At 71.1% G+C, this 12399-nt stretch carries 10 protein-coding genes; 1 reads left to right on the forward strand and 9 read right to left on the reverse strand.

The features are described from left to right. Positions 1–33: 33 nt before the first annotated feature. The 4 genes from prcB to ABT070_RS08170 all read right to left on the reverse strand — a co-directional run bounded on the left by prcB (position 34) and on the right by ABT070_RS08170 (position 4613). The gene (gene prcB, locus ABT070_RS08155) at positions 34–921 is read right to left on the reverse strand and encodes a proteasome subunit beta (RefSeq protein WP_351756379.1); all 888 of its coding nucleotides are present in this window, start codon (positions 919–921) and stop codon (positions 34–36) included. Positions 922–1008: 87 nt separating this feature from the next. Beyond that, positions 1009–3351, reverse strand: coding sequence for a glycoside hydrolase family 65 protein (locus ABT070_RS08160; RefSeq protein ID WP_351756382.1), 2343 nt, complete (start codon positions 3349–3351; stop codon positions 1009–1011). Beyond that, positions 3341–4117 (reverse strand): beta-phosphoglucomutase family hydrolase, encoded by a 777-nt coding sequence (locus tag ABT070_RS08165; RefSeq protein ID WP_351756385.1) that lies wholly within the window; start codon positions 4115–4117, stop codon positions 3341–3343. The genes ABT070_RS08160 and ABT070_RS08165 overlap by 11 nt, the downstream gene beginning before the upstream one ends. A gap of 100 nt (positions 4118–4217) precedes the next feature. Continuing rightward, positions 4218–4613 (reverse strand): nuclear transport factor 2 family protein, encoded by a 396-nt coding sequence (locus ABT070_RS08170; RefSeq protein WP_351756388.1) that lies wholly within the window; start codon positions 4611–4613, stop codon positions 4218–4220. 63 nt (positions 4614–4676) lie between these two features. On the opposite strand from ABT070_RS08170, the gene ABT070_RS08175 reads away from it, so the two are divergent. After that, the gene (locus ABT070_RS08175; RefSeq protein ID WP_351756391.1) at positions 4677–5318 is read left to right on the forward strand and encodes a nucleoside/nucleotide kinase family protein; all 642 of its coding nucleotides are present in this window, start codon (positions 4677–4679) and stop codon (positions 5316–5318) included. Positions 5319–5406: 88 nt separating this feature from the next. Here the strand turns inward: ABT070_RS08175 and ABT070_RS08180 are convergent, their stop codons facing one another. The 5 genes from ABT070_RS08180 to ABT070_RS08200 all read right to left on the reverse strand — a co-directional run bounded on the left by ABT070_RS08180 (position 5407) and on the right by ABT070_RS08200 (position 12289). Next, on the reverse strand, positions 5407–7239 hold the full coding sequence (locus ABT070_RS08180) for a hypothetical protein (protein WP_351757334.1): 1833 nt from the start codon (positions 7237–7239) through the stop codon (positions 5407–5409). Positions 7240–7312: 73 nt separating this feature from the next. Beyond that, positions 7313–9031 carry a hypothetical protein gene (locus ABT070_RS08185; protein WP_351756394.1) on the reverse strand — a complete coding sequence of 573 codons (1719 nt, stop codon included), beginning with the start codon at positions 9029–9031 and terminating at the stop codon, positions 7313–7315. A 2-nt stretch (positions 9032–9033) separates the two neighbouring features. Continuing rightward, positions 9034–9936: a carbohydrate ABC transporter permease gene (locus ABT070_RS08190; RefSeq protein WP_267022999.1), complete on the reverse strand. Its 903-nt coding sequence runs from the start codon at positions 9934–9936 to the stop codon at positions 9034–9036. Next, positions 9933–10844 (reverse strand): carbohydrate ABC transporter permease, encoded by a 912-nt coding sequence (locus ABT070_RS08195; protein WP_351756398.1) that lies wholly within the window; start codon positions 10842–10844, stop codon positions 9933–9935. The genes ABT070_RS08190 and ABT070_RS08195 overlap by 4 nt, the downstream gene beginning before the upstream one ends. A gap of 116 nt (positions 10845–10960) precedes the next feature. Further along, positions 10961–12289 carry an extracellular solute-binding protein gene (locus tag ABT070_RS08200; RefSeq protein ID WP_351756401.1) on the reverse strand — a complete coding sequence of 443 codons (1329 nt, stop codon included), beginning with the start codon at positions 12287–12289 and terminating at the stop codon, positions 10961–10963. Positions 12290–12399 lie beyond the last annotated feature (110 nt).

Below are 12399 nucleotides of genomic sequence, written 5' to 3' on the forward strand. Positions count from 1 at the left end.
CGCGATTGCGTGCAGGCGCACGCCGTGCCCGGCTCACCCGGTCCCACGGGCCCGCTGGGACGAGCGCGGCTCGGTGGCGTGCGGGCCGTCCGGCCTGGTGCGGCGCTGCTCGACCATCTCGTGACTGAGCCGCTCCGTCTCCGGCTCGGGCAGCCGCTCGAAGCCGTCCTCGGTGATGACCGAGACGATCGGGAAGATACGGCGTCCGATGTCGGGGCCGCCGGTCGCCGAGTCGTCGTCGGCCGCGTCGTACAGCGCCTGGAGTGCGGCCAGGGCCGCCTCGCGCCGGGACATGCCGGCCCGGTACAGCTTCTTCAACGCCCCGCGGGCGTAAGGGGATCCGGAGCCCTCGGCGTGGAAGGACGCCTTCTCGTACAGGCCGCCCGCCACGTCGAAGCTGAAGATGCGGCCCCCGGCGCCGGGGCCGGCCGCCGTGTCGTAGCCCGCGAGGAGCGGGACGACGGCGAGGCCCTGCATGGCCTGGTCGAGGTTCTGCCGGATCATGGTGGCCAGTCTGCGCGCCTTCGCGCCGAGGGTCATGGGGATGCCCTCGACCTTCTCGAAGTGCGTGAGCTCGACCTGGAACAGCTTCACCATGTCGACGGCGAGTCCGACGGTGCCGGCGAAGGCGACGGCGGTGTGGTCGTCCGCCGGGTGCACCTTCTCCAGGTCGCGCTGGGCGATGAGGTTGCCCATCGTGGCCCGGCGGTCGCCGGCGATCAGCACCCCGTCGCGGTAGACGAGGGCCAGCACGGTCGTACCGTGCGGGAAGCTGTCCGGGGCGGCCCGGACGCCGTCGGCGAACGGGCGTCTCGTCGGCAGCAGTTCGGGCCGGTGCGCCGCCAGGAAGTCGCTGAAGGACGAGCCGCCGGCCGTGAAGAACTCGTCCGCGAGCCGCCCGTCGTGCCCACTCTCCGCCATGCCGCTCCCCTTCGCCGCCTCGGACACCCCCACTACCTACCAGCGCCCGGCGGCCGGGAAACACACCGCCGGACGCCGGCCCGGGTGTCAGCGGGTGTTCGGCCCCCGGTGCGGGGGCTGGCGCGGTACCGGCCGGGCCGGGGCGGGCGGTACCGGGCGTGCTACGGGGCCGTCGCCGTTCACCAGCACCTCGGCACCGTGGTGACGGATCGTCAGGGGTGAGCCGGACAGGAGGGTGTACGTGGCCTTGTCCGGGCCGATCTCCACCCGAAGGCGGCGGCCGAGGAGTTGGACGCTGAAGGCGAGACGGCTGAACCTCTCCGGCAGCCGGGGGGCGAAACGCAGGCCCTCGCTGTCACCGCGCAGCCCGCCGAAGCCGGCGACCAGGGCCATCCAGGTGCCCGCGAGGGACGCGATGTGCAGCCCGTCGCGGGTGTTGTGCTCCAGGTCGGCGAGGTCCATCAGCGCGGCCTCGGTCGTGTAGTCGTAGGCCAGCCCCAGATGGCCGGCCTGCGCGGCGATCACTGCCTGGCAGCAGGCCGAGAGGGAGGAGTCGCGGACGGTCAGCGGCTCGTAGTAGGCGAAGTTGCGGGCGATCTGCTCCTCGTCGAAGTGGTCCGCGCAGGTGTACATCGCCAGCACCAGGTCGGCCTGCTTGACGACCTGTTTGCGGTAGAGGTCGAAGTAGGGGAAGTGGAGCAGCAGGGGGTACTGGTCGGGGCGGGTGCCCGCGAAGTCCCATTGCTGGTAGCGGGTGAAGCCCGCGTGCTGTTCGTGCACGCCGAGTTCGTGGTTGTAGGGCACGTGCACCGCTTCGGCCGCGTCCCGCCAGGCCGCGCTCTCCTCCTCGTCCACACCGAGCCGGGCGGCCTCGCCCGGGTGCCGTGCGACGGCGTCGGCGGCGGCGCGGAGGTTCGCCCGGGCCATGAGGTTGGTGTAGATGTTGTCGTCGGCGACCGCGCTGTACTCGTCGGGCCCGGTGACGCCGTCGATGTGGAAGGTGCCGTGCGCGTCGTGGTGGCCGAGCGAGCGCCACAACCGGGCGGTCTCCACCAGCAGTTCGACGCCGGTGGCCGCTTCGAAGTCCCGGTCCCCGGTCGCCGTGACGTACCGGACCACGGCATCGGCGATGTCGGCGTTGACGTGGAAGGCGGCGGTCCCGGCCGGCCAGTACGCCGATCCCTCCGAGCCCTCGATCGTCCGCCAGGGGAACGCGGCGCCGCGCAGGCCGAGTTGGACGGCCCGTTCGCGGGCGGCGGGCAGGGTGTTCTGCCGCCAGCGCAGGGCCTCGGCGACGGCTCCGGGCGCGGTGTAGGTGAGCAGGGGCAGCACGAAGGTCTCGGTGTCCCAGAAGGCGTGGCCGTCGTAACCGGACCCGGTCAGCCCCTTGGCGGGGATGGCGCGTTGTTCGGCGCGGGCACCGGCCTGGAGCACGTGGAAGAGGGCGAAGCGGACGGCCTGCTGGATCTCCTCGTCGCCGTCGACCTCGACGTCCGCGCGGGACCAGAAGTCGTCGAGGTAGGCGCGCTGGTCGTCGAGGAGGCCCGCCCAGCCGCTGTGTCCGGCCGCCGCGAGGGCCGCCTCCACCTGGTCGCTCATCGCGGGCCGGGAGCGGGCGCCGGACCAGCCGTGGGCGACGAGCTTCTCCACCCGCAGCCGCTCGCCGGGCTCCAGCACGGAGGTCACGGTGAGCCGCGCGACGTCGACGTTGCTCTCGCTGCTGACGGTGGTCCGCTCGGGGCCGGTGACCTCGTGGTCGGCGGCCACGGCGACCCGCAGCCCGCTGCGTTTCGTGCGGTGGACGAGCCGCAGCCGCCGGCCGACGGCCACGTCCTCCTCCGGCTCCAGCGGTGACTTCAGGGCCCGGGCCGCGCGCGGGTCGCCGTTCGGGTCGGGCAGGCTCTCGTTGGTGACCAGCTCGGACTGGATCACCACCCGGGAGCTGCTGCCGACGGCCTCCACCTCGTAGGCGACGGCGGCCACGGCCCGCTGGGTGAGGGAGACCAGCCGGGTCGAGCGCACCCGGACCGTGGAACCGGCGGGCGAGGTCCACTCGCAGGTCCGCTCCAGGACGCCCCGGCGCAGGTCGAGCACCCGCTCGTGCGCGACGAGCCGCCCGTAGCGCAGGTCGAACGGCTCGTCGTCGACCAGCAGCCGCAGGATCTTGCCGTTGGTGACGTTGATGACGGTCTGCCCGGACTCCGGGTAGCCGTAGCCGGCCTCGGCGTACGGCAGCGGGTGCAGTTCGTGGACGCCGTTGAGGTAGGCGCCCGGCAGGCCGTGCGGCTCGCCCTCGTCCAGGTTGCCGCGCCAGCCGACGTGTCCGTTGGAGAGCGCGAACACGGACTCGCTCTGCGCCAGGACGTCGAGGTCGAGCCGCGTCTCGCGCACATGCCAGGGCTCGACGGCGTAGGACCGGTCAGTGATCACTCCCGTCCTCCCCGCCGGCGCCGCCCGCGAGCTCCGCGAGGTCCGCGAGGTCCTTCACCACGATGTCCGCGCCGTGCGTGTACAGCGCGTCGGCCTGCCCGACCCGGTCGACGCCGACGACGTACCCGAAATTCCCGGCACGGCCCGCGTCCATCCCGGCCAGCGCGTCCTCGAAGACGGCCGCCCTCGACGGCTCGACGCCCAGGTCGCGGGCGGCGGCCAGGAACGTGTCGGGGCGCGGCTTGCCCGGCAGGTCCCGCTCGGCCGCCACGACACCGTCGATCCGTACCTCGAAGAGGTCCTCTGCGTCGATCGAGCGCAGCACGTCGCGGGTGTTGGCGCTGGAGGAGACGATCGCCGTCCGCAGGCCGTGCGCGCGGGCCGCCGCTATGTAGCCCAGGGTGCCGTCGTACGGCTCGACGCCCTCGGTGCGGATCCTCTCCAGGAGCAGCTCGTTCTTGCGGTTGCCCAGCCCGTGGACGGTCCGCGCGTCGGGCGGGTCACCGGGTTCGCCCTCGGGCAGCTCGATGTCCCGGGAGGCGAGGAAGGTGCGGACGCCGTCGGCGCGGGGGCGGCCGTCGACGTACTCGGCGTAGTCGTGGGCCTCGTCGAACGGCCGGAAGTCCTTGCCTCCGTGCGCGTACAGGAACGCGTCGAAGGTCTCCTTCCAGGCGGCCGCGTGCACCACGGCCGTTCGGGTGACGACCCCGTCGAGGTCGAAGAGACAGGCCTGGATCGTTTCGGGGAGACCTAGCGTCGACGTCATACCGCCCTCGTTCCCCCACATCGGGTCCCTCACCGCTGTGTCGCACGACACATTCCCGCGCCGGCCCCGCAGGCCACGTCCGTACGGCGGCCGGGCGCGGTCAGTCGTGCGGGAAGGAGTGGTGCTCGTGGGCGATGAGCCAGCGGCCGTGCTCCTTGCGCAGACCGAAGGTGAGCCGCAGCCGCAGGCCCGGACACTCGGCGAGTTCCTCGGGCGTGCCGCAGCGCAGCAGGGCGTGGGCATAGGCGACGTCGTGACCTGCGGTGACGTCGAGGGTGTCGATGTCGAAGCAGGCTCCCTGGGCCTGCCAGACGAAGAAGGGCGGCCAGGTCGCCCGGTAGGCGGCCAGGCCCCGGATGCCCTCGTGGGGCGCCGGCACGTCGTACATGACCAGGTCCTCGGCGTGCTGGTCGAGGACGGTGTCGAGGTCGCCCCGGTGGACGGCGTCGGCCCAGCGGGTGATCAGGGTGCGGATCTGCCACTCGTCGTCGGACATGGTCGTCCTCCTCTCCTTGCGACCTTGCGGGTCACCTTCCAGGAGACTGCGACACTCTGCTGTGTGCTCACTTTCGACGATCTGCTCGTACGCGCCCGTGCTCTCGCCGGGGACGGCGGCAGGCGGACGCTGCTCGGCATCGCGGGCAGCCCCGGCTCGGGCAAGACGACGCTCGCCGAGCGGCTGGTGCGGGAGCTGAACGGCGCCGGGGACCCCTGGGTCGCGCATGTCCCGATGGACGGCTTCCACCTCGCCGACGTCGAACTGGACCGCCTCGGCCGGCGGGACCGCAAGGGAGCGCCCGACACCTTCGACGCGGCCGGCTACGCGGCCCTGCTGCGGCGGTTGCGGGAGGAGGCGGACGGCGAGGACCCCGTGTACGCGCCGGGCTTCGAGCGGGACCTGGAACAGCCGGTCGCGGGGGCCGTGCCGGTGGCGCCGACGGCCCGGCTGGTCGTCACGGAGGGCAACTACCTCCTCGTCGGCACGGGTGCGTGGCCGCGGGTACGGGCCGCCCTGGACGAGGTGTGGTTCCTCGAGATCGACGAGGACGAGCGGGTCCGCCGGCTGGTCGCCCGGCACGAGGAGTTCGGCAAGCCGCACGAGGCGGCCGTGGCCTGGGTGCGCGGGACGGACCAGCGCAACGCCGAACTGGTGGCGACGACGAGGGACCGGGCCGATCTGGTGGTGGCCGCACCCCGGTGAACCGCCCGGTCACCCGGCCGGCCGGTCACCGGGCGGAACGGCCGTTCCACCCGGCCGGCCGTTCCGCCCGGCTGCCCGTCCGTGCGCCTCAGGCGCCGGCCCGCCGCAGGGTGAGCCGCGGCTCGCCGTGCGCGTCGTCGGCCCCGATGACCGCCGTGAAGACGTCTGTCCGTACCGTGAGGCCCTCCTCGCGCCGCTCGACCGTCACGCCGAACGGCTCCTCCGTGCCGTGGCGCACCGCGAACACGTGCAGGTCGTCCGGCGCGTCCGGGAGCGGTCCCGCCTCCAGTGCCGTCGAGCTGACCAGGTGGCGCCAGCCCTCGTCGGGGTTGCCGTAGCCGCGCGGGTCGGCGGCGAGCGCGAACGCGGCCTGCTCCTGGGTGAGTTCGGCGCGCGCGTCGAAGTGCTCGGCGCCCTGCGCGTCGGGGTGCGTGAGGCGCAGACCGCCCGGTGAGGAGACGGCGCCGTGTGCCGTGCGCCGGACCCTGTCGCCGTCGTCCTCGGCGTACGGCAGGCCGGCCAGCAGGTACGGCGTCCCGTCGAGGCGCTCCACGGCGACCGTCGTCCACAGGGCGGTGCCGTCGGTGACGTACAGGGAGCGCACGCTGCGCAGGACGTGGTCGCGGCCGACGACCGGCTTGGTGACCAGCTTGGCGGTCAGGCCGTCGGCGCGGACATCGCGGACCCTGACCTCGCCCATGGGCCGGCAGAGCAGGAAGCCGTCGGTGACGGGACCGAAGCCGTGCTGGCGGTTGACGGCGGCGGGCAGATAGTACGTCCCGGCCGCCTCGACGACCGCCGGGGTCATCCGGTCGTCGAAGGCCACCGAGACCGTGCCGGCGCGCAGTTGGTGCCGTGCGGATGCGGTGGACGGCTCGCGGTGCCAGCGCGTGGCGTCCTGGATCTGCCAGACCAGCATCCACGCGAAGTGGCCGTCGACACCGCCGTCCGCCTTGACCGCGTGCCGCGCCCAGCGGCTGTCGCCCCGGTAACGGCCCAGGTCGGCGCCGATGCGGGCGCCGAAGTAGCGCAGGCCGAGAACGGACTCGAAGGCGGAGTGCTGCTCGCTGTAGCGGGGGCCGCCGTTGTCGAAGCCGCCGCCGGTGAGACGGGCGTCGAGGTAACGGGCGAGCGCCTCGCCGTCCTCGGCGAAGACTTCCTCGCCGCTGACCCGGTGGGCCTGGGCGAGGAAGGAGAGGGAGATCGGGCCGTAGTTGTTGTCGTAGGCGCCGCCGTGTTCGGGGGGCAGCAGGGCGCCCCGGTCACGGACCCGGTGGGCGCGGATCTCGTCGGAGTACAGCGCGAGTGCCCGGGCGCGGACCGGCTCGCCGTCCTCCGGCGGAAGGTGGCGGGCCAGCATCAGGCCGCCGACCACACAGCCGATGGCCTGGTTGCCCGCCTCCTGCGGGTTGAAGAAGGTCGCCTCGGTCAGCCAGCTCCAGTAGCCGCGCGCCACCTCCAGCAGTTCGGCGCGCTGCTCGTCCGCCACCAGGCCGTCGGCCGTGTCGAGGACGTTCACGGCCTGGAGCAGCGCCCAGACCGTGCTGGGCCAGTCGCCGACGGGGTGCGCGCCGGCCGCCAGGGTGTAGCGCGCGTACGGGAGTCCGCAGCCGCGCACCCTCAGGTTCGGGTAGCCCGGGTTGTCGTCGAGGTAGACCCGCTCGCGGAGGTGGAAGGCGAGGCTGCGGCGGACCGCCTCCGGCAGCCGCGGGTCCTCGGTGCGCTGCCAGGCCAGTGCCAGCAGGGAGGTGATGCCGAGCGAGGTGTCGCCGATGTCGTCGACGCAGTCGGGGTGCTCCAGGCTGCCCCGCGGGGTGAGGCGGCGCAGCGCCTGTTCGGTGACGTCGGCGAGGACGGCGTCGTACGCCTGCGGGGTGTCGGGCAGGTCGTGCAGCGGTCCGCACTGGTGCGTGAGGTGCACGGGAGGGGACGTGAGGTGCACGGGGATCAGCCCTTCATACCTGAGACGGTCATGGTGTGGGTGGTCGTGGGAGTCACACGGCAGGTGCGGGCCGGTGGGCGCGCAGTGCGAGGGTCAGTGTGTGCGGGCCGAGGCCGCCGATGCAGACGCGGTTCCCGGTCGTCGCGTCGGTGCCGCCCGCCACGGTGTAGTCCTGCCCCGGGTCGTACCGCAGTACGTCGCCGCGGTCCGGCCCGGCGAGCGGTTCGCCTGCCTCGACGTCGACCTCGACCCGGATCTCGTCGTCACCGGCCCGGTAGGTCATCGGGCCGGTCGTCAGACACCAGCGCCCGTCACCGAGCGGGACGGCTCCCTCCGGCTCGCCGCCCGGGCGGAAGGTCAGTTCGAGGGACCAGGGCACCCGGGGTCCACTGATGTCGATCCGCAGGTCCGCGCCGTCCTCCCGCAGGTCCACCTCGACGCGGGTCGTGTGGGAGACCTCGTCCTGGGGCCGGTCCGGGAAGGCCATCGAGGCGGAGAAGCGTCCGTCGTCCACCAGCCGGTAGCCGCCGTCGTCCCGCCTCTCGTCCTTCGGGAGCGGCTGGTAGTAGGCGGCCGTGAGGGTCTGGGTGAGCCGGTAGGCGTTTTCGGCGGGCTGTTCCATCTCGGCGGCGCGGAACGGGCCCAGGTCGAAGAAGCCGCGCGAGAGACGGACCGCGTCGAGGACGGCGTCACCGGCGAACAGGCGCAGGAAGGTGGGGTTGCACGCGAGGCCCGAGCGGATGCGCCGGTGCTCGGGCACGTCGGAGCCGCCGTACACCACCGTGTGGGCGGTGGCCGAGGCGCGGACGGCGAGGCGTGCGGTGGTGAGGTACCGGTCGCGCGGGAGGGGCTCCGCGACCTCCTCGGGCAGGGCCAGGCACAGGTCCGGGGTGAGGAGGGTCTCGGCGAGCAGATCGGGGTCGTCGATGCCGCCGGCCGCCGCCAACCGGGCCGCGCGGGCGAAGTCGCCGCGGCCGGTGCGGATCGCGAGCAGCCGGTAGTGGGGCAGGTAGGGCGCCAGCGGGAAGGGGCTCTTCTGGTCCTGGCGGCGCGAGTGGACGGTCTCCACCGTGCCGTCCGGCCTGATCAGGTCCAGGGTGGTGGCGAGGTTGCGTTCGACGGCGTACAGCAGGTCGGCGCGGCCGAGGACCTCGGCGAGCAGGAGCAGCGACGGGTTGGAGACGTGGGCCGCGTAGTTGGCGCTGCGTTCCGAGTACAGGCCCTCCGCGTCGATGTCGACGCCCTCGGCGAGCCACTCCTCGACGCGGTCGAGCAGCCGGTCGTCCGGGAACGACCGGTGCAGCCGGGCCAGCGCCGCGCACAGCTCCCAGCGGTGGTTCGGGGTGTGCACCCCGCCGGTCAGGAGACTGCCGGAGGCGGCGCCGGCGATCTCGGCGAGCGCGGCCGTGACCTCGTGCAGTTCCGGCCCGGCGCCGGCGGCGAGGACGTGCGCGTCGCACACGTCGTTGACGGTGAAGGCGGAGTCCGGGGGTGACTGCACGTTGTCGCCGCCGGCGAAGAGGCCGGTGGCTGTCTGCGCGGCCCGCAGGGCGCGGAGATGGGTCGTCGCGGCGGCGACGGCCTGCCCGCTGCCGTGCAGTGCCGAGTCCGGGGAACGGTATGCCGCGATCAGGGTCTTCACCCGCCTCGCCAGACCACGGTGCGGCACACCGGCGGGTTCCTCGTCCGGGCGGGCCGCCAACGGGACGGCCGGCCGGTCGGCGGCGCGGGCCGCCGACCGGACGAACTCGTGGTCGAGCGGGGTGGGCAAGGTCAGTCCTTCAGTCCGGCGTTGATGTCGGCGTTCATGACGTACTTCTGGAACACCAGGAAGACGACGATCAGCGGGATCATGGAGATGACCGAACCGCCGAGCAGCACCGACCAGTTGATGTTCTGCGCCCCTACGAGGCTCTGGATGCCGATCTGCACGGTGAACTTCTCGGGGTCGTTCAGCATCAGCAGCGGCCAGATGTAGTCGTTCCACCGCCACTGGAACGACAGGATGGCGAGCGTCAGCATGATGGGCCGGGAGAGCGGCACCATGATCCGCAGGAAGATCGACAGCTCCTTGGCGCCGTCGATGCGGGCGGCCTCGATGAGCTCGTCGGGGACCGTCAGGAAGAACTGGCGGAACATGAAGCACCCGGTCGCGGTGAGCAGGGCCGGGAGGATGATGCCGGCGAGCGAGTTGTAGAAGCCCAGGTCGCGGACCACCAGAAACAGCGGGGCGAGCATGACCTCGGCAGGGAGCATCGTGGTGGCCAGGATGCAGAGGAAGAAGGCCTTGAGCCATCTGTTGTCGTACTTGGCCAGCGCGTACCCGGTGCAGCAGCTGACTCCCACCGTGAGGATCGTCGCGATCACACAGACGAGGGTCGTGTTGATGAAGTACTGGGCGAAGTTGGCGCTTGCCCACGCTTCCTTGTAACCCGACACGGTGGGGTTCTGCGGGAGCACCGTCAGCGGAAGGGAGAACAGGTCTCCCGCCGGTTTGAAGGAGCTGAGGACGAACCACAGCACCGGGATCCCGTAGAGGCCCGCCAGGACCCACAGCAGAGTCGTCGGGGCGATCGCGCGCCGAAGTCCGCCGGTCGCCGACCCGCGGGACCTCTTCTTGGAGACGGCCCGTACGGAGTCGGCGTCGGCCTTGCGCGGCATGTCTGTGGTTGTCATCGGTTCTCCACCCGCCGGTTGACCATCATCTGGATGACCGCGACGCCCATCAGGATGAGCATGAGCACGAACGAGGCGGCGCTCGCGTAGCCGATCTGGCCTGCCTTGAACCCCGTCTGGTAGATGTACTGGACCAGCAGATTGTTCGACGTTCCGGGTCCGCCGCTGTTGAGGGAGGCGAACACCGCGTATTCCTTCATCGCGTGGATCGTGTTGAGCAGGATGACGATGAAGGAGGTGGGCGCGATACTCGGCAGTGTGATGCTGATGAACTGGCGCCACGGACCGGCGCCGTCGAGCGCCGCCGCCTCGTAGTACGACGTCGGCACGTTCTTGATCGCCGCGATGAACAGCAGCATCGAGAAGCCCGTCCAGGCCCAGGAGGCCGCCACCACGACCACGATCAGTGACAGGTCCGCGTTCGACTGCCACGGAACGGCGCTTCCGCCGAGCTTCTCGATGAGGTAGTTGACCAGTCCGAAGTTCTCACCGAACAGCCATCGCCACAGGACACCCACGATGATGGGCGACAGCAGCCACGGGATGAAGAAGAAGAGCCGGGCGACCGACGCACCCTTGGCGTGCTTGCTCACCAGCACGTTGGCGATGAGCAGCGACAGCACGAAGTTCAGCGGAACGAAGAGCACGGTGTACAGGAGCGTCCGGGTCGTCGCGTCGTAGAAGGTCGAGTCCCCGAGCAGCTTCTGGTAGTTGTCCAGTCCGATGAACTGGAACGACCCCACGCCCGTGTAGTTCGTGAAGGAGTAAACGAGCCCGATCACCGCCGGCCAGACGAAAAACAGCGCGAAGAGCACGACATTGGCCGCGATCAGGACGAGCGGCGCAAGGGTGTACTTACTACGGCTCCTGGGCGGGCTCACGGACACGTCCGAGGCTCGTTTTGTCATCTTCCTGACTCCGTGCTGGTGGATGGGATTGCGGTGGGCTCACGCCATGAGCCCGGCATCACGCGGACGTCCAGGTCCGGGCGGCGGCGGCTCGCACCGCCGCCCGGACCTGGGACCTACTTCACGCCGCCGACCTGCTGGTTGTAGCCGGCCACGATGTTCTCCAGGGCCTTGTCGGCCGACTGCTCACCGTTGATCGCCTTGCCGATCTCCGCCTTGGTCGGGTCGTCGGTGAGGCTCTTGCCGCTCAGCGCCCAGTTCGTCTGCGCGACGTTGAAGTAGCCGGAGACGGGGGCGTAGAGCGGAATCGACTCGTTGTAGAGCTTGAACGCCGCCTGCGCCGCCTCGGACTTGAAGGGGTACGTCGGGTTCAGGCCGCTCTCGACCGGCAGGAACCCGGACGCCTCGCACAGCGCCTTGTAGTGCTCGGGCTCGTACAGCCACGAGATGAACTTGTTCGCGGCGGTGGCCGCGTCGCCGTTGTTGTTGAAGCCCACGACCATGCCGCCGCTGTTGACGTCACTGGCCTGCACCGGCTCGGCGGGGGTCGGGACGCTCGCCCACTCGAACTTCGTGACGCTCTCCGCGAAGGAGGCGACCTGCCACACACCGGACCAGTAGGCGACGACGTCACCGCTCTGGAACATGGCCGACGGGTCGGCGCCGCTGGTCCACACCGACTTCGGCATGGTCTTGTCGTCGTTCCAGCCGACGAAGGTGTTCACGGCCTTCTTGGTCGCCTCGTCCGCCGAGAACTTGCCGGAGGAGTCGGCGTGCATGTACTGCCCGCCCATCTCGTACACCATGGCGCGGAGTCTGGACGGCGACTGGTCGAACGTCAGGGAGTACTTGGCCTTGGTCTTCTCCCGGACCTCGTTCGCCGCCTTGATGAACTCGGTCCAGGTCCAGGTACTGGAGGGCGAGGTCGGGTAGGAGACGCCGGCCTTGTCGAAGAGCGACTTGTTGATGAACATGCCGGACGCGGTGACGTCCGAGGGGATGGACAGCACCTTCCCGGACGAGTCCTTGGCGACGAAGTTGGCGTTGATCTTGTTGGTCTTGTTGTTGGCGATGGAGCCGAGGTCGAGCAGCTTGTTCGACCAGATCGGGTCGATCTTCGGCACCGCCGCCACGTCGGGCAGGGAGCTCGCCTGCGCGGCGTTGCGCAGCTTCGCGTCGTAGCCGTCGTACGGGATGTTGACGAGCTTGACGTTGACGCCGGTTTCCTTCTTGTACGCCGCCACCGACGCCTTCCAGCCCGCGTCCTGCCCCGGAACCGTGGAGATCCAGAACGTCAGCGACTTGGAGGTTCCGCCCGAGTCGGATCCCGACCCGCAGGCGGAGAGCAGCAGGGCACCTGCCGCGGCCCCGGCAGCGAGCGGAACCAGGCGGCCTATGCCGCCGAGGCCGAGTCGGCGGGAGCGCCGCACACCCACAGTGGTCATCTTCGATCCCTTTTTTTCGTCGTAGGGGACGGAGCACGGCGCCGACCGAAGCGGCACGGGTGCATTTTGCAGGAAGGTTTGCTTTCCGATGGCGTCGGCCTCGCCCGGCC

Source organism: Streptomyces sp. NPDC002884 (assembly GCF_040295245.1).
GTDB lineage: Bacteria > Actinomycetota > Actinomycetes > Streptomycetales > Streptomycetaceae > Streptomyces.

Excerpts from the sequence above, each read along its gene's own strand:
- ABT070_RS08165 (WP_351756385.1), bottom strand. The coding sequence starts at position 4,117 with ATGACGTCGACGCTAGGTCTCCCCGAAACGATCCAGGCCTGTCTCTTC.
- ABT070_RS08170 (WP_351756388.1), bottom strand. The coding sequence starts at position 4,613 with ATGTCCGACGACGAGTGGCAGATCCGCACCCTGATCACCCGCTGGGCC.
- ABT070_RS08200 (WP_351756401.1), bottom strand. The coding sequence starts at position 12,289 with ATGACCACTGTGGGTGTGCGGCGCTCCCGCCGACTCGGCCTCGGCGGC.
- prcB (WP_351756379.1), bottom strand. The coding sequence starts at position 921 with ATGGCGGAGAGTGGGCACGACGGGCGGCTCGCGGACGAGTTCTTCACG.
- ABT070_RS08195 (WP_351756398.1), bottom strand. The coding sequence starts at position 10,844 with ATGACAAAACGAGCCTCGGACGTGTCCGTGAGCCCGCCCAGGAGCCGT.
- ABT070_RS08190 (WP_267022999.1), bottom strand. The coding sequence starts at position 9,936 with ATGACAACCACAGACATGCCGCGCAAGGCCGACGCCGACTCCGTACGG.